The sequence below is a fragment of the Nocardioides luteus genome, from assembly GCF_000960475.2.
In the GTDB taxonomy this organism is placed as follows: Bacteria; Actinomycetota; Actinomycetes; order Propionibacteriales; family Nocardioidaceae; genus Nocardioides; species Nocardioides luteus_A.
This window is the reverse complement of record NZ_JZDQ02000019.1, coordinates 42,158-62,259: the sequence shown is the minus strand read 5'-3', so window position 1 is coordinate 62,259 and position 20,102 is coordinate 42,158. Positions and strand designations below refer to the sequence as shown.

The 20,102-nt window shown below is 66.4% G+C and carries 24 protein-coding genes; 11 read left to right on the top strand and 13 right to left on the bottom strand.

Translation table 11 applies throughout. From position 1 onward, the window contains the following. Window positions 1-63: 63 nt before the first annotated feature. Window positions 64-759 (bottom strand): SDR family NAD(P)-dependent oxidoreductase, encoded by a 696-nt coding sequence (locus UG56_RS14615; protein WP_045549119.1) that lies wholly within the window; start codon window positions 757-759, stop codon window positions 64-66. A 144-nt stretch (window positions 760-903) separates the two neighbouring features. On the opposite strand from UG56_RS14615, the gene UG56_RS14610 reads away from it, so the two are divergent. Beyond that, window positions 904-1,758, top strand: a complete 855-nt coding sequence (locus UG56_RS14610) for a helix-turn-helix domain-containing protein (protein WP_045549118.1) — start codon at window positions 904-906, stop codon at window positions 1,756-1,758. Here UG56_RS14610 and UG56_RS14605 read toward each other — a convergent pair. Next, complete coding sequence (locus UG56_RS14605; protein WP_256206642.1) at window positions 1,728-2,234, bottom strand: TetR/AcrR family transcriptional regulator; 507 nt, start codon at window positions 2,232-2,234, stop codon at window positions 1,728-1,730. The two genes, UG56_RS14610 and UG56_RS14605, sit on opposite strands and share 31 nt — an antisense overlap. Window positions 2,235-2,364: 130 nt before the next feature. On the opposite strand from UG56_RS14605, the gene UG56_RS14600 reads away from it, so the two are divergent. Beyond that, window positions 2,365-3,282: an alpha/beta hydrolase gene (locus UG56_RS14600; RefSeq protein ID WP_045549116.1), complete on the top strand. Its 918-nt coding sequence runs from the start codon at window positions 2,365-2,367 to the stop codon at window positions 3,280-3,282. A 6-nt stretch (window positions 3,283-3,288) separates the two neighbouring features. On the opposite strand, the gene UG56_RS14595 is transcribed toward UG56_RS14600, so the two are convergent. Beyond that, window positions 3,289-3,669, bottom strand: coding sequence for a winged helix-turn-helix transcriptional regulator (locus tag UG56_RS14595; protein WP_045549115.1), 381 nt, complete (start codon window positions 3,667-3,669; stop codon window positions 3,289-3,291). Between the two features lie 88 nt (window positions 3,670-3,757). On the opposite strand from UG56_RS14595, the gene UG56_RS14590 reads away from it, so the two are divergent. Beyond that, window positions 3,758-4,642: an NAD(P)-dependent oxidoreductase gene (locus UG56_RS14590; protein WP_045549114.1), complete on the top strand. Its 885-nt coding sequence runs from the start codon at window positions 3,758-3,760 to the stop codon at window positions 4,640-4,642. Window positions 4,643-4,771: 129 nt separating this feature from the next. Then, a complete protein-coding gene (locus UG56_RS14585) occupies window positions 4,772-5,449 on the top strand; it encodes a hypothetical protein (RefSeq protein WP_045549113.1) in 678 nt (225 codons plus the stop codon). Window positions 5,450-5,720: 271 nt separating this feature from the next. Here the strand turns inward: UG56_RS14585 and UG56_RS28835 are convergent, their stop codons facing one another. From UG56_RS28835 to UG56_RS14575, 3 genes are all read right to left on the bottom strand, one after another. Beyond that, window positions 5,721-5,849, bottom strand: a complete 129-nt coding sequence (locus UG56_RS28835) for a hypothetical protein (protein WP_256206641.1) — start codon at window positions 5,847-5,849, stop codon at window positions 5,721-5,723. Window positions 5,850-5,932: 83 nt separating this feature from the next. After that, complete coding sequence (locus UG56_RS14580) at window positions 5,933-6,793, bottom strand: alpha/beta fold hydrolase (RefSeq protein WP_045549112.1); 861 nt, start codon at window positions 6,791-6,793, stop codon at window positions 5,933-5,935. Between the two features lie 58 nt (window positions 6,794-6,851). Then, window positions 6,852-7,541, bottom strand: coding sequence for a hypothetical protein (locus UG56_RS14575; RefSeq protein ID WP_052693593.1), 690 nt, complete (start codon window positions 7,539-7,541; stop codon window positions 6,852-6,854). Window positions 7,542-7,702: 161 nt separating this feature from the next. On the opposite strand from UG56_RS14575, the gene UG56_RS14570 reads away from it, so the two are divergent. The 6 genes from UG56_RS14570 to UG56_RS14550 all read left to right on the top strand — a co-directional run bounded on the left by UG56_RS14570 (window position 7,703) and on the right by UG56_RS14550 (window position 14,059). Then, window positions 7,703-8,281 (top strand): carboxymuconolactone decarboxylase family protein, encoded by a 579-nt coding sequence (locus UG56_RS14570; RefSeq protein WP_045549111.1) that lies wholly within the window; start codon window positions 7,703-7,705, stop codon window positions 8,279-8,281. A gap of 196 nt (window positions 8,282-8,477) precedes the next feature. Then, window positions 8,478-10,484, top strand: coding sequence for a P-loop NTPase fold protein (locus tag UG56_RS14565; protein WP_045549110.1), 2,007 nt, complete (start codon window positions 8,478-8,480; stop codon window positions 10,482-10,484). 58 nt (window positions 10,485-10,542) lie between these two features. Next, on the top strand, window positions 10,543-11,190 hold the full coding sequence (locus UG56_RS14560; RefSeq protein WP_218145221.1) for a hypothetical protein: 648 nt from the start codon (window positions 10,543-10,545) through the stop codon (window positions 11,188-11,190). Continuing rightward, entirely contained in the window at window positions 11,187-12,560 is a 1,374-nt protein-coding gene (qatC, locus tag UG56_RS14555; protein ID WP_045549108.1) for a Qat anti-phage system QueC-like protein QatC, read from the top strand. Before UG56_RS14560 ends, qatC begins: the two co-directional genes overlap by 4 nt. Before the next feature lie 13 nt (window positions 12,561-12,573). Further along, window positions 12,574-13,332 carry a TatD family hydrolase gene (locus UG56_RS27545; RefSeq protein ID WP_084101084.1) on the top strand — a complete coding sequence of 253 codons (759 nt, stop codon included), beginning with the start codon at window positions 12,574-12,576 and terminating at the stop codon, window positions 13,330-13,332. Window positions 13,333-13,399: 67 nt separating this feature from the next. Continuing rightward, on the top strand, window positions 13,400-14,059 hold the full coding sequence (locus UG56_RS14550) for an HAD family hydrolase (RefSeq protein WP_045549107.1): 660 nt from the start codon (window positions 13,400-13,402) through the stop codon (window positions 14,057-14,059). Here UG56_RS14550 and UG56_RS14545 read toward each other — a convergent pair. Further along, the gene (locus tag UG56_RS14545) at window positions 14,053-15,315 is read right to left on the bottom strand and encodes a hypothetical protein (protein ID WP_045549106.1); all 1,263 of its coding nucleotides are present in this window, start codon (window positions 15,313-15,315) and stop codon (window positions 14,053-14,055) included. The genes UG56_RS14550 and UG56_RS14545 overlap by 7 nt on opposite strands. Before the next feature lie 197 nt (window positions 15,316-15,512). Here UG56_RS14545 and UG56_RS14540 point away from each other — a divergent pair, with 197 nt between their 5' ends. Continuing rightward, window positions 15,513-16,223 carry a TetR/AcrR family transcriptional regulator gene (locus tag UG56_RS14540; RefSeq protein WP_045549132.1) on the top strand — a complete coding sequence of 237 codons (711 nt, stop codon included), beginning with the start codon at window positions 15,513-15,515 and terminating at the stop codon, window positions 16,221-16,223. Window positions 16,224-16,228: 5 nt separating this feature from the next. On the opposite strand, the gene UG56_RS14535 is transcribed toward UG56_RS14540, so the two are convergent. The 6 genes from UG56_RS14535 to UG56_RS14510 form a co-directional block, all read right to left on the bottom strand. Then, window positions 16,229-17,125 carry a papain-like cysteine protease family protein gene (locus UG56_RS14535; protein ID WP_071327090.1) on the bottom strand — a complete coding sequence of 299 codons (897 nt, stop codon included), beginning with the start codon at window positions 17,123-17,125 and terminating at the stop codon, window positions 16,229-16,231. A gap of 14 nt (window positions 17,126-17,139) precedes the next feature. Continuing rightward, window positions 17,140-17,454 carry a hypothetical protein gene (locus tag UG56_RS14530; RefSeq protein WP_045549105.1) on the bottom strand — a complete coding sequence of 105 codons (315 nt, stop codon included), beginning with the start codon at window positions 17,452-17,454 and terminating at the stop codon, window positions 17,140-17,142. Between the two features lie 147 nt (window positions 17,455-17,601). Further along, on the bottom strand, window positions 17,602-18,276 hold the full coding sequence (locus UG56_RS14525; RefSeq protein WP_052693591.1) for a zf-HC2 domain-containing protein: 675 nt from the start codon (window positions 18,274-18,276) through the stop codon (window positions 17,602-17,604). Continuing rightward, on the bottom strand, window positions 18,269-18,811 hold the full coding sequence (locus UG56_RS14520) for an RNA polymerase sigma factor (protein WP_218145220.1): 543 nt from the start codon (window positions 18,809-18,811) through the stop codon (window positions 18,269-18,271). Before UG56_RS14520 ends, UG56_RS14525 begins: the two co-directional genes overlap by 8 nt. A gap of 82 nt (window positions 18,812-18,893) precedes the next feature. Further along, the gene (locus tag UG56_RS14515) at window positions 18,894-19,376 is read right to left on the bottom strand and encodes a COG4315 family predicted lipoprotein (RefSeq protein WP_052693589.1); all 483 of its coding nucleotides are present in this window, start codon (window positions 19,374-19,376) and stop codon (window positions 18,894-18,896) included. A 93-nt stretch (window positions 19,377-19,469) separates the two neighbouring features. Further along, window positions 19,470-20,081, bottom strand: coding sequence for a TetR/AcrR family transcriptional regulator (locus UG56_RS14510; protein ID WP_071327089.1), 612 nt, complete (start codon window positions 20,079-20,081; stop codon window positions 19,470-19,472). Between the last annotated feature and the right edge of the window lie 21 nt (window positions 20,082-20,102).

The following is a 20,102-nucleotide window of genomic DNA, read 5'->3' as shown; positions in this document are numbered from 1 at the left end:
GGTTCACAAGGCCCCGCTCCCCCGCCCAAATCGCGAACGGCCGATAACCACCAGATGTGACGACTACCACGCGAGCTCGCCGTCCTTGTCCTGGAGCGTGCCGGTGGGGACCTCGAGGTCCAGGGTGGCGAGGCGTACGACGATCTTCGCGCTCTCCGCGGGCGGTCGGGCGATGTCGTCGATGCCGTAGCCGGCGGTCATGTCGGTGGCCGTGGGACCGGGCTCGACGGCGTTGAACCGGATCGTGTCGTACGCCTTGGCGTACTGGACCGTCAGCATGGTCGCGGCGGACTTGGACGCGGCGTAGAGCGGCAGGAACATCCCCTGCTCGACCCGGCCGGGCGTGGTGTTGGCCCAGAACGAGCCCATGCTGCTGGACACGTTGACCACGCGTGGGTTCTCCGAGCGACGCAGCAGCGGCAGCGCGGCCTCGGTGACCCGGATGATCCCGACGGCGTTGATGTCGAAGACCTGAAGAGCGGTCGGGCCGTCGAGCGGTTCGGCGACGAGGACGCCGGCGTTGTTCACGAGTACGTCGAGGCGACCCTCGGCCTCCTCGATGGTCGCCAGCGCGGCGGTGACGGAGCTGTCGTCGGTGACGTCGAGCTGTACGAAGCGCGCGCCGAGCTCGGCGGCCGCCTTCTCCCCTCGCTCGACGTCGCGTGCGCCGAGGTAGACGTCGTAGCCGGCCTCGGTGAGCTGGCGGGCGGTCTCGAAGCCGATGCCCTTGTTGGCGCCGGTGATCAGTGCGACGGTCATGTGCGTTTCGTTCCCTTTCCTAGGTCGGCCCGGTCGGGCCGTCTTCGACGCTAGGTGGGCCGGCGCCGACCGCCCAGAGTCCTGGTCAGACCGGGGCCTGACAGGGCCCCCTCTGTGCGCGCGGTGCCGACCTAGGCTTGAGACATGAGCGAGGCGACGAACCCGTTGGGCGCATTCCTCCAGGCCAGGCGGGCGCTGGTGACGCCCGAGGCGGCGGGCATCCCGGCCGTGGGCGTACGTCGCGTCCCCGGGCTCCGCCGCGAGGAGGTCGCCATGCTGGCCGGGATCAGCGCGGACTACTACCTGCGCCTGGAGCGCGGCCGCGACCGCAACCCGTCGGCGCAGGTGCTCGAGTCGATCGCCCGCGTGCTCCAGCTCGACGACGACCACACCGCCCACATGATGTCGCTGGTCGCCGAGGCTCCCCGCCGCCGACGGCCGCGCCGGCGCAAGGAGACCGTCCCGCCCGGCGCGCTCAAGCTGCTCGACTCGATGGTGCAGCCCGCGTTCATCGAGGGGCGCTACTTCGACATCCTGGCCGCCAACACTCTCGCCCGGGCGCTCTCGCCGCGGCTCGCGCCGGGCGGCAACCAGCTGCGGGACCAGTTCCTCGACCCGGGCCAGCAGGAGTTCCATCCGGAGTGGGAGTCGATGACGGAGTGCTTCGTCGGCAACCTCCGCCAAGCGGTGGGCACCGACATCGACGACCCTCGGTTCATCGAGCTCATCGGCGAGCTCTCCCTGGCCAGCGCTCGGTTCCGGCAGCTCTGGGCACGCCATGACGTACGCGCGCAGACCGGCGCCCCGATCAGGATGAACCACCCTCAGGTCGGCGAGCTCACCCTCAACCGGGAGCGGCTGACGATCAACGGCACCGACGACCTGATGCTCGTCGTCTACCACCCCGACGCCGGCTCACCCGACGCGGAGAAGCTGGCACTGCTCGCCTCCGCGGGGCTGCCCACGCGTCAGGAGGAGCCTGAACCTCGACGGGTCTGACCCGTGAGGAGGGTGACGACGGCCCGACGATCCTGCTCGGACTGCGGGTGCATCAAGAGGCCCTCGACCACGAAGACTCCGATCTTCGTCATCGCGTCCAGGTCGCTCTCCGGGACACCGGCATCCCGAAATCCGTCGACCATCATCGAGTCGACCAAGCGGTGGAACTCGTCGTGCCAGGCGCCGATGGACTCAGAGATCGGAGCGCGTGCGTGCACCACGGTCACGAGCCGCCGATATCTCTCCAACCGATCGACGGCCCAGAGAACCTGGTCGGCCCACGGACGCTGTGAGTGGAGTGCGGCCTCGGCGAGCGCGGCTTCGAGAACATGATCGAGGACCGCGACGAGAAGCGCGTCCTTGTCCGCGAAGTACCAGTAGATCGTCGTGGTCGTCACACCGGCGGCCGTCGCGATCTTCGTCGTCGACGTCTCGTCGTAGCCGACGTCGGTGAACAGGGTCGCCGCAGCGCGCACGATCTCCTGCCGTTTCTCCTCACGATCCTGTGGTCTGCGGTTTCGAGGCACACGCCACCTTATCTTGACTGCCGTTCTAGAAGAGCCCTACCTTTCTTGTACGCCATTCAAGAAAACCCCGGGAGTCCCCGTGAGCCACCGTTTCACCTGGTCCGACGAGACCTTCCTGTCCGAGGGCGTCGAGTGCGCCGTACGCGTCTACCAGCCGTCCGGGCAGCAGGCGCCCGTCCCGGTGATCGTCATGGCCCACGGCTTCGGCGGCGTCCGCGCCCTGCGGCTCTATGCCTACGCCGAGGAGTTCGTCGGCGCGGGCTACGCGGTCGCCGTCTTCGACTACCGCGGCTTCGGCGAGAGTGCCGGTACGCCCCGCCAGCTGCTCGACGTGGCGATGCAGCACCAGGACTGGCGGGCAGCCCTCGCCTACGCCCGCACCCTTCCCGGAGTCGACGCCGAGCGTGTGGTCGCCTGGGGCACGTCCTTCTCCGGCGGGCATGTCATCAGCCTCGCCGGACAGGGCGAGCCGCTCGCGGCGATCATCGCCCAGGTCCCGCACGTCAGCGGCCCGGCAGCGGTCCGCGCGACCGGCCTCGTCCCGAGCCTGCGTGTCGGGGTGGCCGGCATCCGCGACCAGATCGGCGCCTGGACGAAACGAGGACCCGTCTACGTCGACGCGGCAGGTCTGCCCGGTGAGACCGCCGTGATGACCACCCCCGACGCCGCGCCCGGCATGGACAGGCTCATCTCCGAGTCAGGACTTGCGAGCGGCGCCTACCCCGTCGAGGTCGCTGCGCGGATCGTGCTCAAGATCGGCCTGTACTCCCCGAGGCGATGGGCCCGAGGCGTCACCTGCCCCGCCCTGGTGCAGATCGTCGAGTCGGACGCGATCACCCCTCGCCACGTCGCGGAGGAGACGGCTGCGCGGATGGCCGACGCGACCGTACGCGTCTACCCCGGCGGCCACTTCGACCCCTATGTCGAGCCGCTCTTCAGCACGGTGATCGCCGACCAGCTCGCGTTCCTGCGCGAGCACGTGCCGGTCTCGGCCTGAGGCCGATTACGACGGTCGGGGCAGGATCTCGGCGTCCCGGTGCTCGACCAGCTCGGTGCGCTCGCGGGCGATGCGGTCCATGCCCCAGCGGCCGAGCGGCCCGAGCGCGGCGTTGAGGCTTCGGCCGTGCTCGGTCAGCGAGTACTCCACCCGCGGCGGCACCTCGGCATACACCTCCCGGTGCACCAGCCCGTCCTGCTCCATCTCGCGCAGGTGCTGGGTCAGCATCTTCTCGCTGACGCCCGGCAGGCCTCGGCGGAGCTCTGCGAAGCGGCGTACGTCATAGGTGTCGAGCTCCCACAGGATCAGCCCCTTCCACTTGCCGCTGACCACGTCGAGCGCGGCGTCGATGCCGCAGATGTAGGGGCCGCTTCGTGGCTTCGCCATCGGGTTCTTCCTCACTCACCTTGTGGTAAGTACCCCAGTAAATAGTGGGTACTCCCGCCATCGTACGTATGCGCCGAGGATTGCTCTCATGAGTCAATCTCCTGCCGCCATCACCGTCGTCGGCCTCGGCCCCATGGGTCAGGCGATGGTCCACAGCCTGCTCGCGGCCGGGCATCCGGTGACCGTCTGGAACCGCACCGCCTCGCGCGCCGACGAGGTCGTCGCCGCTGGCGCCCAGCTGGCCGACTCGCCCGCGAAGGCCGTCGCGGCGAGCGACCTGGTCATCCTCAGCCTGACCGACTACCAGGCGATGTACGACGTACTCGACTCCGCCACCTCCGAGCTGAGCGGTCGGACCGTCGTCAACCTCAGCTCCGAGTCGCCGGACGGGACGCGTCGGGGTGCGGAGTGGGTGGCCTCGCACGGTGCCCACTTCCTGACCGGCGGCGTGATGGTCCCGGCGCCGATGGTCGGAACACCCGATGCGTACGTCTATGTCAGCGGCCCCGCCGACGTACTCGCTCCGCACCAGGACGCGCTGGCCCGCGTCGGGTCGGTCCGCTACCTTGGCGAGGATCCCGGGCTCGCGCAGCTGATGTACCAGGCCAACCTGGACATCTTCCTCACCTCCCTCTCCTCGCTCCTCCACGCCGTCGCGCTGCTGGAGACGGGCGGCATCAAGCCGTCGGCTGCTCTGCCCGAGCTCATGCAGACCCTCGCCGGCATCCCGCCGATGCTCGCCGCCGGGGAGGACCTCGGCGCCCAGCTCGAGGCCGGCCAGCACCCCGGCCACCTGAGCACCGTCACGATGATGGGCGCCACCGCCGACCACCTCGTCGAGGCCAGCGAGGCCGCCGGCATCGACGCCGACCTCCCCCGCGCCGTCCAGGCTCACTACTCCTGGGCACGCTCCCGTGGGTATGGCGCGGAGAACTGGTCGCGGATCATCGACGCCATCCGGCCGTACGTCTGAAGCGCGAACGTACGTCGGTCCGGACGCCTCCTCCGCTGCTGAGTTCTGGGGAGTCTCGTGGCATCGCCACACGCAGGAAGATCTGGCGATGCATCATGACCTTCCATCACCAAGCAGAGCTGAGCTCGCATGCAAGTCTCGATCACCACAGCGGAAGTCATGGCGCGACTGCCGAGTCCCACGGACTGGCGGCGGGAACCGCTCGTCCAGTACCTGAGTTGCACCAGCGGCGACCTGCCGCCGCTGGGCTTCTTGGTCAACGAGGCGAGCTCGAGCGCGAAGGCGTCCTGCAGGGCGGCAGCTCTCCAGACGCTCCGGATCCGGTACGCCGCTGATGGCATGACCACGTACGTAGCCGCGCTCCGAGACCGCTCCGGCGAGGCGAGTCTTCTGGCGGCCACGGCCATCTCCGAGCTCGGCGACGGCAACGAGCAGAAGGAGTTTTTCGACTGGGCCCGACGTCGCATATCCCGGAAGTCGAGGCTCAACAACTGGGACATGCACGAGCTCGTCGCGCTCATCCAATACAGCCATCGCACGGACAACCTCGACCAGCTCGCCCGACTGTTGCGTCGCTTTCATCGAAACCTTGCCCCCGACGAGCACGCCGCCCTCAACCGACACGCGTCCACCCTCCTCGACCCCGACGTCGACCCTGGGAGCATCTCGGGCAAAGACGTCGACGTAGACGCCATTCTTGATTGGGCTCACAGCGCAACCGGCACCATGTTCGGCGATCACGATCTCGAGCCGGGCGAAATCGAGCTCGTGGAGAAAGACATTCGAGACCTGCTCCGCTTGTCGTGAGTGACCGTCACTCTCCGACGATCAACCATTCAGGCAGATCTCGAATCTTTGGAACCCGGGCATGGCGCTGCTGACCCCACGCGAACGACGTCTCACAGACCCAGTCCTCGAAATCCGACCCCAGTTGCCAGAGCGCGTTCACCAACTCAGCTGGATCGTGAAGGTCCTCCGAGCGCCCCAACCGCCAGCCGGCACGCTCGTTCGTGGGCAGATAGGTGACGTAGGCCCAGACGTACTCGTGCCCGTCCTCGGGATACCTCCAAGGCTGTTCTCAATGCTCTCGGAGAGAGTTGTTGAACTCGGTGCCGACGACGACCGCGACGGTGACGTCGGGGATCTCCTGCTCCACCAGCGCGCTGTGAATCAGCGGCCGAACGACCTGGTCGCGAAGTCTGCTCACGAACGAGGTCCGACTCATCTCACGCCCTTTCAGTCGGGTGAACCAGGAAGACGCGAGACCATCTATCCCTGGCCGTGCGGAAATCAGGAATGAGCCGTGAGCCAGTCGATCACGTCGGCGGTGATCGCATCGCGGTTGGTCTCGTTGAAGATCTCGTGGCGCGCCTCGGGGTAGAGCGTCACCGTCACATCCTTCAATCCGGCCTCGCGATAACGCTGCCCCAGCAGCTCGACCAGGGCGCCCCCTCCGGCAAGGGGGTCGGCGTCGCCGGAGACGATGAGAATCGGCAGATCGGAGCGAATCCCGCCGAGGGCTGCCGGGTCGGCCAGACGCTCGGCGCCGGCGAACAGCTGAGGCACGGCGGTGTCGGGCAGATCGAACCCGGACAACGGGTCTGCGACGTACGCATCGACCTCGGCCTCGTCGCGCGAGAGCCACTCGTACCCGGTCCGATGCTCGAACCCGGCGTTGAACGCCTCCAGCCCGACCGGACCGTCGTCGCTCGAGAGCGCACCAGCGAGTACGTCGAGGGCGGTCGAGCCCGAGAGCACCACCCCGTCGTACAGATCGGACCGGTCCAGGATCACCGTCTGCGCCGCGAAGGACCCCATCGAGTGCGCGACCAGGAACACCGGGATCCCGAGGAACTCCTCGCGCAGCGAGGCACCCATGGCCGCGACGTCGGCCACCAGCGCCTCGAAGTCGAAATGACCGAGCTGGTCGGCCGAAGCGACGGACCCGCCGTGACCGCGGTGGTCGACCGCCCGCACGACGTACCCAGCCCCGACCAGAGCCCGTGCGAGCCGGTCGTAACGCTGCCCGTGCTCGGCGATGCCGTGGGCGATCTGGACAACACCCCGCGGCTCGGCCAGCTCCTGCCCCCACGTCCGAGTCAAGAGCGCAGTGCCGTCGGCCGGTGAGACGAATGTGGCTGTAGTGGGCATGGGGCCTCCTGCTGACGGGTTTCCTATGCTGCCATTCCTAGGTCCCGCTCATATGCGATCAGCGCGATCCCCTGAGGAACGGACCCGGCCTGTTCAAGGGGCGCGAGTCGACGTCGTAGCGAGCCCACGGACCGCCGGCCTGATCCCTCATCGCGCTCTCCCCGGGCTCGAGGTCCAGGACAGTCACGAGCGTCGGATCCGTGTCGACGAGATCGGTGAGCTGTCCCACCCGGCTGCCGTCCATCGTGGCTTTCGACGCCCCGATCAGCTGCCACAAACCGTCGTCGGCATCGCGCGAGACGAAGAGGACAGCCTCATCGCCCGTCAAGACCGGTGCCGTCGTGATGATCTTCGTCCGACGCAGCCAGTGGCGCAGCCACACCGCGCGACGGTCGAGCTCCATCACCGAGTCGACCACAGCCCACGCAAACGCCATGTCCTCATGCGCACGGGCCGCGGCAGCCGTCAGATGCGGTCCGCCCTGAGGTACGTCCTCGAACGGCTCATCGATCAGCGCGTACCCGATGCGACCGTCACGCTCGAGAACAGCCGCATGAAACGTGCCGCCGCCTTCCTTGCCAGCCCCGACACCGATCGAGATCCGCCCCTCATCCGCTTCCGACGTCCACCCGAAGGCGTACGAAGCCAGCTCACCGCGCGGGCCGATGAACTCCCCGAACATCCGGCGATCCGTACCGTGCTCAGTCTCCCTCACGACGAACCGGCCCTCTTCTACTCTCGCCTTCACGCCGCAAGCCTAGTGATCGCGCGCGACCAGCCAGACGGCCGATCACCCCGTGTCCGTCGCTCATCCAGGAGGGACTCCGTGAGCGAGCTCTCTTCCCCAACACAGGGGATGTACGTCCCCAATGCGACGCAAGGTAAACACGCTGTCGATCTGCTGAGCGCGTGACCTTCTTGGAGGAACCTGCGCCGAGCGCCGGGCAGGAGAGGCTGTACGCCGAGGATCTCGCCGACGACGGCTACGTCTGGGACCTCACCCGCGTGTGGGCACATCAGCCGGAGGCGAAGGAAGAGCTCGTGAAGCTGTTCGATGCCACGGCCGATGCCGCAGGGCTGACACCCCGCGACAAGGCCGTGATCGTGCTCGCGCAGGCAGCGGAGATCGGCGACTCCTACTGTGCCGTCGCGTGGGGCAAACGCCTGTCCGATTGGGCAGACCCGCAAACCGCCGTCGCCGCCCTCACCGCCGACGACGAACCGTTCAGCGAGCGCGAACAGGCGCTGGCCGCCTGGGCACGTACCGTCGCTCGCTCACCAGGTAGCAGCACACCGCAAGACATCCAGCGTCTCCGCGATGCGGGGTTCAGCGAGCCTCAGATCGTCGCGCTGACCATCTACGCCGGGCTGCGCACGGCTTTCTCCAGCATCAACGGCGCTCTCGGGGCCCGCCCAGACGTCATCCTTGCCGAGACTCTTGATCCAGCAGCACGCGCAGCCGTCACCTGGGGACGACCCCCGGGATGACAACGACTGATCAGACCATCCGAGACGAACACATCTTGCTCATTCAGAGAGATTCGATTCCGGGATATTTCGCCCTTCCCGAATCACGGACCGATGGCGCAGACCGGCGTCATTTCTACGCGGCTTTCGGAAGCGCCGAATAGTAACTTCGGCATGACCATAGAGCGAGTTACGACTTGGAAATGGGGAATGTGCAGTGTGGGCTGATAACGAGGCTGACTTCGATCTACTCGGGTTCGACTTCCTAGTCGACGGCCTTGTCGTCGCACTCACGGAGCCGCGCCTCCTTCCTCTCACAGTAGGCGTCCTCGGTGATTGGGGTTCGGGCAAGAGCAGCCTGATGCGTATTGCAGGGAGCGAGGTCGCAGCCCTGACCAGTGAGGTTGAAGGTGAGGACGGACAGGAACCGAAGCCACGCTATCTCGTCGTCGAGTTCAGTCCTTGGCAGCACGAGGACTACGACGACGTGAAGACGGCGTTGATGAGCTCAATCCTCGATGCGCTCCGCAAGAGCGCCCCAGCCCTGAAAGCCGAAATTACGAGGCTAATGAAGATCGTCGAGGGCTTGAAGAAGTTCGGGCGGCGCAGCGGGCGAGTTGGCGCCTCAATGGCTGCCGGTGCGACGCCCATTGTCCTCCAACTCACATCCCCAGACCTCGACTCTGCATTGGTAGACATCGCCACCAAGGGCGCAGGCGCCATCGCGGGAGAGGTGAGCAGTGCGCTCGCAGACCCTCCCGAAGTCGTTGATAAATCCGACGGCGCTGCTGATTACCCAGACGACATCAAGACGTTCAGGACTCTGTTCGGCAGCCTCGTTGCCGCGGCCCCCTACGAAGCAATCGTCGTTCTCATTGACGACCTCGACCGATGCCTCCCCGAAACAGTTGTAGATACTTTCGAGGCAATCCGGCTGTTTCTGAACACTCCGCATACCGCGTACGTCCTCGCGTTGAACCAGACCGTCGTCGAGTCTGCAATCGACTCACGCTACCCGGACTTGACGAAGCAGGACGGCGCCGGTATTGGCCGCGACTACCTAGAGAAGATGCTTCAACTTAAGGTCGCAATCCCACCGCTCTCCGCACCCGAAGCTGAGACATACGTCAACCTGCTCTTTGCGGAACTCCATCTAGACGCGAACGACTTCGCGAAGGTCCGGGCAGCGGCCGACGCGGCACGCGCTACGGGCGATCTCACCGTCGCGTTCAACATCGGCATCGCAGGGGAAGCCCTCGGTGCCGTCCCAGAACAACTAGCCAACGATCTGTCCTGGGCCGCTGAGATAACGCCCATCCTCAGCACGTCCCTTCGAGGTAACCCGCGCCAACTCAAGCGGTTCCTCAACAACCTGCTCCTCAAGTACCGAAGTGCGGCCCGCCGCAACATTGACCTCAAACTCCCTATCCTGGCCAAGCTCATGGTCCTCGAGGATCAACACCAAACCGAGTTCCAGAAGCTCTTCGACTGGGTGGTCGTCGCTGGCGGAAGTTGTCCCGAGATCGCTGAAGCCGAGGACCGCGCCCGCGGTGCCGCGCCAGCCCCCAGTCCGTCGGAATCGCCCATCGCCAAGGCTGGCGCGCCTCGAGCCGCGAAGAAGGCCCAAGTAGACCCGGTGAATGTGCCGATCCCACCCGTACCTCTGACTGATGCTCAGACTTGGGCGGACAAGCCGCACATCGCCACTTGGCTCCGGGCCGAGCCACCGCTAAAGGGCGTCGACCTTCGGAAGTACTTCACCTACTCCCGAGACAAGCTCTCCTTCGGCGTCTCAGCGTCACGCCTAACCCAGGCCCTCCAGCAACTCCTTGCCCAGGTCCAGAACGAAGTCAACGCGAGCCGCCGCAACTTTTACCAGCAGGTCAAGGACCTCGACAGCGCAGAGCGAGCACAGTTCATGGAGGCCCTCCTTGAGCGGGTGCAGCGCGCCCCAGCGACCATCGCTCTGACTGTTGCCCTCGAACTCGCAGAACAGATCCCCGACATCGTTCAGCAGGTATGCGACGTGCTGAAGCGGGTCCCCGCGATGACCATCCCGCCCGAAGCTGCGACAAAGGCCGTCCTTCGCCTCCCATCGGACAACCCTGACGTCATCAGTCTCCTCGACACATGGGCAGCCAGCGACAACCTCGCACTTCGACGTGTCCTGGAGACATCACGAACTGCGCAAAGAAGGGCGGGAACCAGTGGGGACCTCAGCTGACCGCACCACAGGCAGAGGCGGCGACTGGACGCCACTCAAGGTCGCTACAACCAGCTACGTGCGCGGACTCAGCCGCACGGGCTCCAAAGAACGAGCCGAACGAGTAGTAGCCCGTCACGTCGCGGTTCTCGGCGGTGCAGCAACGGCCGCCTCAACCGGCGTAGCCGGCATCAGAGGCATCAGACGCCTCGGCGCACTCCTCTCTGGCTTCGCTACAGAAGGCGTCCGACTGACCCTTGACTCCCTCGGGCTCGTACAGCTCGTCGGGCAAGATCGCTTTGTCGTACTCGACGAACTCGTCACCTTCATCGGTGGCAACGGCGACGACCTCGACGCCCAAGCTGCACGCGATGCTGGCTGCGACATCCTCGACGAACTCTTCGGCGACGCGGACTCATGGCAAGAGCTCGCTGGAGTCGGGGTGACCGAAGCCGAGCTCAAGAACCTCCTCGAACGCTTCTTGGCCCTGTACATCTACAACCGAATGCCCGTTGTCGCCGAGCGACTCAGTCGCCTCGACCCCGCGGCTCAACGTCAAGCCGACCAGCAGATGCGCGACATCATCGAGGACCTCGTCGGCATTACGCTCCCCAACAGCGTCGGCAACATCGACTGGGAAGGCGCACAAGGCAAGGCCATCGCGGAAAGTGCGATGGGGTCGGCATACGAAGCAATCAGCGCACTCGATGCAAAGGACCACGCATGACCGATTACCACGTCCGGACTGACCTTTCCAGGCAGCTTCCCACCCACCCCGAGGTACGCGTCCTCGACTGGGCGCCAGGTCGTCCCGAAGCAACAATTCAACTCGGCAAACGAGCTGGCGGCAGATTCCTCGATGGTTGGCGCCCCCCACGCGAGGCTCTTGACCTGCTCCTGCTCGGCGCAGCCACCTACTGCGCTGACAAGACCGCCCTGCGGGCCGGGGCCGCAGACAGTTGGACCCGCAACCTCAACATCACCATCCCCGTCAACGACCCCAAGCAGTGGCAGGAAAGTGGCATCGAGTCCGTCCTGAACTTCCTAACCGGCGACCAATGGACCATTGAGACGTACAGAGAACAGGCGTCCCCACTCAACGGACTCGATCGAGTCCCTGACGCCGTGACTCCCGTCGGCCCCGTTGACGCTGTCTGCCTGTTCTCCGGCGGCCTCGACTCCCTTACCGGGGTCATCGACCTCCTCGAGGAAGACCCCGACCGCCGTCTCTGCCTCGTCTCGCACAATGAGGGCGGACAGGCTTCGACGGCACAGGACAAACTTCTCCACGAGCTTGAAGCCCACTATGGATCGGACCGGTTCATCACCAAACAACTCTTCCTCCGGCCCGCCCCAGCGAACAACTCACAGCTACGCCCGCTTCCGGGCCCTCGCGAGAACACCACCCGCGCCAGGTCGCTCCTGTTCCTCACAACGGCGCTGGCACTCGCGGCATCCGTCAACTCCCGAACCCCCGTCTACATACCCGAGAACGGATTCATCGGGATCAACGTCCCGCTAACCCGAGCTAGGAGCGGGAGCTACAGCACCCGCACGACGCACCCGCACTTCATCTACGGCCTGCAGCAGATGATCCAGCAACTGGGCGTCTCCAACCCGCTCCGGAACCCGTACCGGTTGAAAACGAAGGGTGAACTCCTCGCCGAAACGCTCAACCCCAAACTCCTCAAACGGCTAGCACCGTACAGCGTGTCCTGCTCCCATCCTGAAGCCGCGCGCTACGTCCGCAGGAGGCAGGGGAACTGCGGCTACTGCTTTCCTTGCCTCATTCGTCGAGCCTCAATGTCACATGTCGGATGGGACGAGAATCCCCTTAAGCACTACTCCTGGGACGCGTTGACTGGCAAAGGGCTCCTCGACAGAAACACAGCCCGCTCGGCCGACCTACGGGCGGTAATCAAGGGCGCATTCAACGACCACCCTGACCGCGACATCCTCCGCAACGGCCCTATCCCTAACGGAGAACACCAGGCCTTCATCCGCGTCTGGCGCGGCGGCCTAACAGAACTGCGAAAGTGGTTCCAGGACGCGACCGACCACACCGAAGCACACCTCGCCCGACACGGCCACCACTAACTGGAACCGGATGATGAACCCCACCCACCTGCTCGACACCCACTGTCACGTCAGCGCCTACACCAACCCCGTCGCCGTCATTCGAGCAGCTGAGGCCAACACCTCTATCATCGCCGTTACCGAGAGCCCCGAAGAGTACCGACGTCTGCGCACCCGGCTCGGGCCACGCGACCACGTCCAAGTCGCTCTCGGACTCCACCCGCTCAAAGCCCACACCTTCACACCCAGCGACCTCGCACGCTTCTTCCGACTCGTACCCGAAACCACCTGGATCGGCGAAGTCGGCCTCGACTTCTCACGACACGGCGCCGCCACCAAGAAGCACCAACTCCGTGTATTCGACGCCGTCCTCGCAGAAGCACAACCAGGGCAACACCCTCTGACCGTCCACAGCCGGGGTGCCGAAGCTGACAGCATCAGCTTCCTCGCACAGGCCAAGCTTCCCGCCGTATTGCATTGGTACACCGGACCCACGGCCCCGATCGATTCCGCGCTGGACGCCGGCCTCTATTTCTCTTACAACATCGCCATGGTTCGCTCAAAGAAGTTCACAACGCTCCTTCGAGCGATCCCTCGCGACCGGACGCTTCTTGAGACCGACGGTCCGTACGCGCGCGGGGCCCGAGGGCCAGCTCAGCCCAACCACATCGCAGAGGTGGTTGCAGCTCTCGCCGGCGGCTGGGGTGTCAGTGTCAGCGAAGCAACCGCCGCGATTCTCGAGAACCAGCGCAATTTCATCGCCAACGCCTCAAGGAGTCCACGGCGCGACTAGCGGAACTCGCCCGGCATCAGAAGTACCGACGGGTGAGCGCTGATGACGTGTGGAAGGATCCGGGTCCATGATTCGTGCGGTGGTGTTCGACGTCGGCGAGTGCGTGGTGAACGAGACACGGGAGTACAACACGTGGGCGGACTGGCTGGGGGTGCCGCGTCACACGTTCTCCGCGGTCTTCGGGGCCGTCATCGCCCGTGGGCTGGACTACCGAGAGACCTTCCAGGTGTTCAGGCCTGGGTTCGATCTGACCGAGGAACGACGGAAGCGAGAGGAAGCTGGTCAGCCCGAGTGGTTCGGAGAGAACGACATCTATCCCGACGTGCGGCCCGCACTGAAAGAGCTCCGCGCTGCCGGATTGTGGCTCGGGCTTGCCGGCAACCAGACCATCAACGCCGGCCGGATCTTGCGGGAACTGGACTTTCCTGTGGACATGGTCGCGACCTCGGACGACTGGGGTGCGAGCAAGCCGGACCTGGCGTTCTTCGAGCGTGTCATCGAGGCGGTGCCGTACGCGGCTGAGGAGATCCTCTATGTCGGCGACCGGCTCGACAACGACGTCCGGCCTGCTTACGAGTCGGGGATGGCGACGGCGCTGATCCGCCGAGGGCCGTGGGGCGTGATCCAGGAACATGACCCGGAGGCGGACGAGATCGCGACGATCCGGATCTCGACACTGGCCGAGTTGCCCGAACGGATCGCAGCGCTCAACGATCCCGGTCAGTGACGTAGTGCGCTCAACGTGTTGTGCCAGCCGTAGAGGCGGTCGTCGAGGCGGCGGACGCAGTCGAGATCGGCGTGGGCGTCCAAGGCCTTACGTACGGTCATGATCCGCTCCATGCCGGTGGCGTACCAGTTGACCGCGAGGCTGTCGAGGGCCTGCTCGGCGTAGTCGCAGGCCGCCTCGGGGTTGCCGGCGGCTGCCTCGACGGCGGCCAGGTCGCCGAGAATCACCGGCGATTGCTTTTCGTCGCCAGTGGTGGCCGAGTCCATGGCCCATTGCAACGTCGCGCGGGCCTGGACGATGCGGCCGGCCTTGAGTTCGGTGTTGCCCTTGAAGGCGGCCAGTCTCATCGGAGAGAACCAGGTGAACCAGTCGGGCGGCTGATGCTCGTTGGGTTCGGCCATCAGGTCCTCAGCGTGGTGGATCAGCTTCAGCGCCTGGTCATAGTTGCCAGCGATGGTGGCGCATTCGGCCTCGACCGCGTCCAACCATGCGAGATGCTCCACCGACGCGGGAGCGCGGCGGGCGTAGACCCTCGCTGCACGGATGCGGTCCGCGGTGAGGTCGGTGTCCTGGACCCAACCGGGGATGAAGGCGGTGTGCGCCAAGATGGCCGAGCCGAGCAGCGAGTCGTCGGCGACTGCGGCCATCTGGAGCGCGTTGATGTAGGTGGCATCGGCATCCGCAGGACGCTGAAGCGAGAAGAACTCAATTCGCCCGGCGAGCAACAGCGACTCCGCAAGCGACAGAGCGAGCCGCTCGCGGATCGTTCCGGTCGCCTCTTCCACCAGCCCGGCGACCATGTGGTTGTGCTCGACCAACACAGCCAGCAGGTGCCCGGGCGCGACGGTGGGATACATGCGGCGGTAGGCAGCCATGATGGCGGTGACGTCCGCGGCGATCGTCACGGGCTGGGCTCCCGCCGGGGCCGTCGGACGTGGGGAGCGACGGGTCGACTCCCGCTTCTGTGGCGACTCGGGCCTGGAGGGCGTTCCCGGCATCGTGTCCCAGGGCGCGGTGAACCCGAGCTGCTCGATGGGCAGGTTGAGGACATGGGTGAGGAGGCGCTGATAGTCCGAGCGTGGCCACGGCGGCGTAGCCGACTCCCATCGGCGTACCTGCCTGACGCTGATCTCGACATGGCCAAGGCCCAACTGCGGTGCGGCGCGCGTCAACGCATCAGCCAGCGCCTGTTGAGATCCGAACCCGGCATGCTGCCGGGCGGCCTTCAGCAGGACGTTCCCAATCCCATCGCTCATGACCTTCCTCCGGTATAGACCTCGCCCCGCCTCATCAACTCTATCGCGCACTACAGAATGACCGCTAAAAGTCCTCATTAAGGCCTCATATGCTCCGCCCCATTCGAGGAGGCTGAAGGCATCCGGGCGGACGGATGGGCCTCGAAGCCACTGTCCGCCCGGACTCCAGCAACATGGAAAGCGACAGAGAGACTCGGATGTCATCGCTCAGCAAGGTCCGACCAGGCCGACCACGACTTACTCCGAACAACGGCGTAGGCACACCACGCGAGCAGGTTCTGGAAGCGGCCGCGCGCTTGTTCACCAGCAGAGGGTTCGCCGCGACCTCCACCCGCGAGATCGCCGAGGCGGTCGGGATCCGCCAGGCATCTCTCTACTACCACTTCGCCGGCAAAGACGAGATCCTCGCTGCACTGCTCGCCACGACCGTGAGGCCGACGCAGATGGTGGTCGACGAGATCGTCGCCCTGGTGCCCCCGGAACGAGTCGAGACCGCTCTGTGCTTGCTCGCACTGGTCGACATCGACACGCTCGCGCGGGTGCCGCACAACGTCGGGGTTCTGTACCGGCAGCCGGACGTCATCTCCGCCACCAACCTCGACTACGCGAGGTTCCGTCAGGCCCATGGCGAGCTCGTAGAGGCGTACGCGGATCTTGGGTCGAGGGTCGCCGCCAGGCACGGAGTGACCACCTCTCCCCCAGCGCTTGGCTCGATGCTGATCCAGCAGGTGGAGGGCGTCATCACGCTGCGTACCGATGGCAGCGACGTAGACAGGGACCGCGCCATCGAGATCGCCGCAGGCTGCCTTCGCCTGTGTGGCTGCGACAGGACGGAGGTCGACGACGCCATACGGCGCGCAATCGACCTCCAGTCCCGCAGCTGGGTGAGTCGTATCGCCGTGTGTTGAGCTTCTCAGGGTTGTGTGAAGGCATATCCGTCGAGGGTCGCGCCGCCGAAGTAGGTGCCCGGGAACTCCCCGAACTCGGTCAGCGACTGACCGTTGACCGGGTCCAGAATGAGCAGACCTTCCCCCTGGACCCCGGCGATGGTCACGTAGTGGCTGCCGCCGGAGTTCCAGGTGATCCCGGCGATGACGGGCCGCCCGGCGTTGACCTCGTGGGCCAGCTGGTCCAGCGTCACGCCCGGGCCTTGCCAGCTGGCGAGGTTGTTGGTCTTCTTCAAGGCGTCGGTGACACCGCCGGACTTGAGGTAGCGCCGGTCGACGCCGAGGGCCGGGTCGTCCATGACGTACCGGGCGGCGATGTCGTACGGATCGGCGAGCCGTGCCGCCAGGACAGGGTTGGCCCGTAGCGCCGCATCCGTGGGACAGGCGCTGGTGTCCGTCGGGTAGCCGTTGATCTCCTGCCCGATCTGCGTCATCACCTGACACTGTGTCCACGTGCTCGCCGGGTCGTAGAAGCGGTCGACGCTGACCGCGGTCGCGATCCAGCACCACAGATTGCTCTGCTGGTACTGGGTGCGCATGCCGAGGTTGTGGCTGACGTCGGGTTCGTAGAACTGGACCTCGACCGGCTTTGCGTCGAGGACCGTGATGTCAGTGGCGATGTGGAGCGGCTCGGGCCAGTCGACGTTGACCACGAAGGTGACGCCGTGGTTGTTGTCGTACGGCGGTCCGTGCGGCGCGACGTTGTCGGCAGAGATGTTCGCAGCACCGATGAAGCGAACACCGTCCGGGGTGCACTCCGAGACCGTCACGATCACGACCGAGTCCTGGTCGATCGCGTCCCAGTTGAAGTTGAGGCTCACCCGGCCGTTGAAAGGACCCCAGATCTTTCGAATCGTCTGCATCAGAGCGCCCCGTTCTAGACCTGGACCTCGATGGGAGCACTGTCCAGGACGGTGATGTCCGTGACGATGTTCAGCGGGCTGCCCCAGTCGACGTTGACCACGAAGGTGACGCCGTGGTTGTTGTCGTACGGCGGCCCGTGCGGCGCGATGTTGTCGACGGTGATGTTCGCGGCACCGATGAAGCGATGCTCGGAGGTCACCGGCGTGGTGACCTGGTACTCCGACGCCGTGACGAGCACGACGGAGTCATGGTTGATCGCGTCCCAGTTGAAATTCAGGGTCACCCGCCCCTGGAAGGGACCCCAGTACTTCCGCACGGTTTGTGGCATTCCCCCACCCCATCCGTAGATGCCCCACCCCCGAACGGGACAGAGCCTTTGGATAGATGAGTCGGCCGAATCGGGGCGTGATACCTCCCGCGCAGAAACCTGCAAATACCTCCCGCCGCACCCCGCCGGGTCCATGAACCCCGGTTCTCACCCGCGGAGACTCGCGACGATGGTCGGAAGCCGGGTGCCGTACATCTCGACCCGGTCGACGGATCGGATCGGCAGGTCGACGGACGTACCCCAGGAACCGGTGCCGTCTCGGACCGTGCACGTCCCGATCCAGTGGACGCGCCCGTCGGTGCCGACGAGGCGTACGTGGTAGGTGCCGTTGGGGGCGTCTTCGACGGACATGAACAGCCACGATGGGCGTCCTTGGTAGGCGAAGACGCTTCCGGCGCTGGCCCCGTCGAGCTGAAGGTCCGCGGCCCGGAGGTAGCTCCCGTCGGCGGTGGAGAGCACGCTGCGATAGTCGTCGGCGACCTCGCGGTCGTCCGCGCCACGCCACCAGGTGAGGCCGGCGGCGAGGGTCGCCACCAGCACCATCGCGGCCGCGACGAGCAGGCCGGTGCGGATCCGGTGCCGGGGGGCTCGCTGCTCCAGCGCCGCCAGCACCCTGACGTCGAAACCGGCCGGCGGCTCGCGCTCAGGGACGAGGAGCAGCAGGGCGTCGACGGTGCCCGAGACCTCCTCGAGCTCGCGTCGGCAGTCCACACAGTCGGCAAGGTGGGCGAGCCCACGGGCCCGCGACTCGCCGGACGCCACCCCCATCGCCAGCTCGGGGATAAGCTCGCGCACCTCCCGGCAGCGTTCGGACTCAGGCATCGCGTACCCCCATTCGTTCCCGCAGCCTCTGAAGGCCCCGGCGGACCCGCGTCTTCACCGTGCCAGCCGGTACGTCGTCGCGGGCGGCTATCTCCCGCGCGGTCAGGCCGAAGTAGGTCATCAACACGATCGGAGCGGCCATCTCCGAGGGCAGCTCCGCCAGCGCCTGCCGCAGCGCCAGGTTGGTGTCGGTGTCATCGCTCGTGTCACCCTCGTCTCGTACCGTCAGAAGAGCCACCAGCAGATCCGGGTCCATCGGATCGTCGTGGCGGTAGCGGATGGCATCGATCGCCGCGTTCCGGGTGATGCTCAGCAGCCAGGTGGACGCACTCCCCCGTCGCGGGTCGTACGTGGCAGCGTGCCGCCACGCCTTGACGAAGGTGTCCTGGGCGACGTCCTCGGCGAGGGCGGGCTGCTGGACGACGGTGAGGGCGAGGCCGTAGACACGAGCCTGGTGACGGCGGACGAAGGCCGCCGCCGCGTCCTGGTCGCCCGTGGCCATCGCGGCCAGCAGCGACTCGTCCGACACGGCCACCGTGCGGTCCTAGGATCCGGTCGGGCGACGGGGAGTCATACGACAAGACCGTACGCCGCCGGCCGGGAGCAAGTCCGCGCCGTCAGTAGCCATACCCGCCTCCGTCGTCGTCCGGCGTGGACGATGTCGAGGGGGTCGAGGAGCCGTCGGTCCGCGCCGCCGCCCACACGAAGTGGGCACCCTGGAAGTCGTCCGTGAAGCCGTCACCCTTGAGGTCTCCGGCACCCTCCTCGGCGAAGGTGTACAGCGGCAGGCCGCCGTAGGTCAGCTGAGTCTTTCCGTCGGGGCGGTCCACCGTCGCGAACTTGTCACCCAGCGTGGAGTTCGCCGCGTCCACATCCGTGTCGGATGCGACGATCGGCTTCCAGAATTCCGTGCAGCCGTCGACGCAGTGGATCTTCCCGTCCTTCTCGACCTCGGCGGTGTAGAGCGTGTGCCCCTCGGCGTCGGCGAGCACCTTGGTCCCGTCGACCTCGGCCGACGAGACGAGCGCTGATCCGCCACCACCGGCGTCAGAATCATCCGCGCCGTCGCCACTGCCACAACCCGCGGCGAAGAGCGCCATGGCAGCAGCCGCGAGTGCGGTCCGTCCCAGGTACGAAGTCGAAGGTCTCATACCAGGTATACGGGCCGACCCGGGTCGCGGGATTCATCGCAATCATCGACGTCGGCCGGTCGCTGTCCCTCTGAGGCAGCGGTCCAGGTCGTCGAGGACCTCGGGCCACGTGGCGTCGCTCGGCGGATCGCTGTGGGCGAAGCTGCCGGCGAGCTCGAGGGTGATGTAACCGTGGACGATGCTGGACATCAGGCGCACGGCGTACGTCTCGCCGGCCTCGGCCACCCCGTAGCTGCGCACCACGGCGAGGGCCAGGTCGGCGTTGCGGCGGCCTGCGGCGATCGCGTCGCCCACGGAGGGCGGGGCCGAGCTCGAGTCCGGCGCGGGCGGGACGCGCTGGCGGGTGGTGGCGTCGTAGCGGCCGGGTGAGCGGCGGGCGAAGTCGCGGATCGCGTCGGCGTAGGCGACGAGGAGGTCGCGCCCCTCCCCCGCCGCCATGGCAGCGCTCGTGGCGTCGGCGAGCTCGTCGAGGACGTACGCGGTGACGGCGGTGCGGAGGTCGGTGGCTCCGGTGACATGCGAGTAGAGGGTCGGGGACCTGACGCCGAGGTGGCGGGCGAGGACCGAGATCGTGACGGCGTCGAAGCCGAGCTCGTCAGCCAGGTCGGCGGCGGCCGCGATCACGGCGGCCCGGTTCAGCCCTGGACGACCCATCAACACCCTCCCGATAACCAG

Bases quoted from the DNA above. Each gene is read 5' to 3' on its own strand.
- UG56_RS14525 (WP_052693591.1), bottom strand. From the start codon at position 18,276: ATGCCTGAGTCCGAACGCTGCCGGGAGGTGCGCGAGCTTATCCCCGAG.
- UG56_RS14585 (WP_045549113.1), top strand. From the start codon at position 4,772: ATGCAAGTCTCGATCACCACAGCGGAAGTCATGGCGCGACTGCCGAGT.
- UG56_RS14535 (WP_071327090.1), bottom strand. From the start codon at position 17,125: ATGCAGACGATTCGAAAGATCTGGGGTCCTTTCAACGGCCGGGTGAGC.
- UG56_RS14615 (WP_045549119.1), bottom strand. From the start codon at position 759: ATGACCGTCGCACTGATCACCGGCGCCAACAAGGGCATCGGCTTCGAG.
- UG56_RS14545 (WP_045549106.1), bottom strand. From the start codon at position 15,315: ATGAGCGATGGGATTGGGAACGTCCTGCTGAAGGCCGCCCGGCAGCAT.
- UG56_RS14540 (WP_045549132.1), top strand. From the start codon at position 15,513: ATGTCATCGCTCAGCAAGGTCCGACCAGGCCGACCACGACTTACTCCG.
- UG56_RS27545 (WP_084101084.1), top strand. From the start codon at position 12,574: ATGAACCCCACCCACCTGCTCGACACCCACTGTCACGTCAGCGCCTAC.
- UG56_RS14510 (WP_071327089.1), bottom strand. From the start codon at position 20,081: ATGGGTCGTCCAGGGCTGAACCGGGCCGCCGTGATCGCGGCCGCCGCC.
- UG56_RS14550 (WP_045549107.1), top strand. From the start codon at position 13,400: ATGATTCGTGCGGTGGTGTTCGACGTCGGCGAGTGCGTGGTGAACGAG.
- UG56_RS14515 (WP_052693589.1), bottom strand. From the start codon at position 19,376: ATGGCGCTCTTCGCCGCGGGTTGTGGCAGTGGCGACGGCGCGGATGAT.
- UG56_RS14530 (WP_045549105.1), bottom strand. From the start codon at position 17,454: ATGCCACAAACCGTGCGGAAGTACTGGGGTCCCTTCCAGGGGCGGGTG.
- UG56_RS14580 (WP_045549112.1), bottom strand. From the start codon at position 6,793: ATGCCCACTACAGCCACATTCGTCTCACCGGCCGACGGCACTGCGCTC.
- UG56_RS14595 (WP_045549115.1), bottom strand. From the start codon at position 3,669: ATGGCGAAGCCACGAAGCGGCCCCTACATCTGCGGCATCGACGCCGCG.
- UG56_RS14610 (WP_045549118.1), top strand. From the start codon at position 904: ATGAGCGAGGCGACGAACCCGTTGGGCGCATTCCTCCAGGCCAGGCGG.
- UG56_RS14590 (WP_045549114.1), top strand. From the start codon at position 3,758: ATGAGTCAATCTCCTGCCGCCATCACCGTCGTCGGCCTCGGCCCCATG.
- qatC (WP_045549108.1), top strand. From the start codon at position 11,187: ATGACCGATTACCACGTCCGGACTGACCTTTCCAGGCAGCTTCCCACC.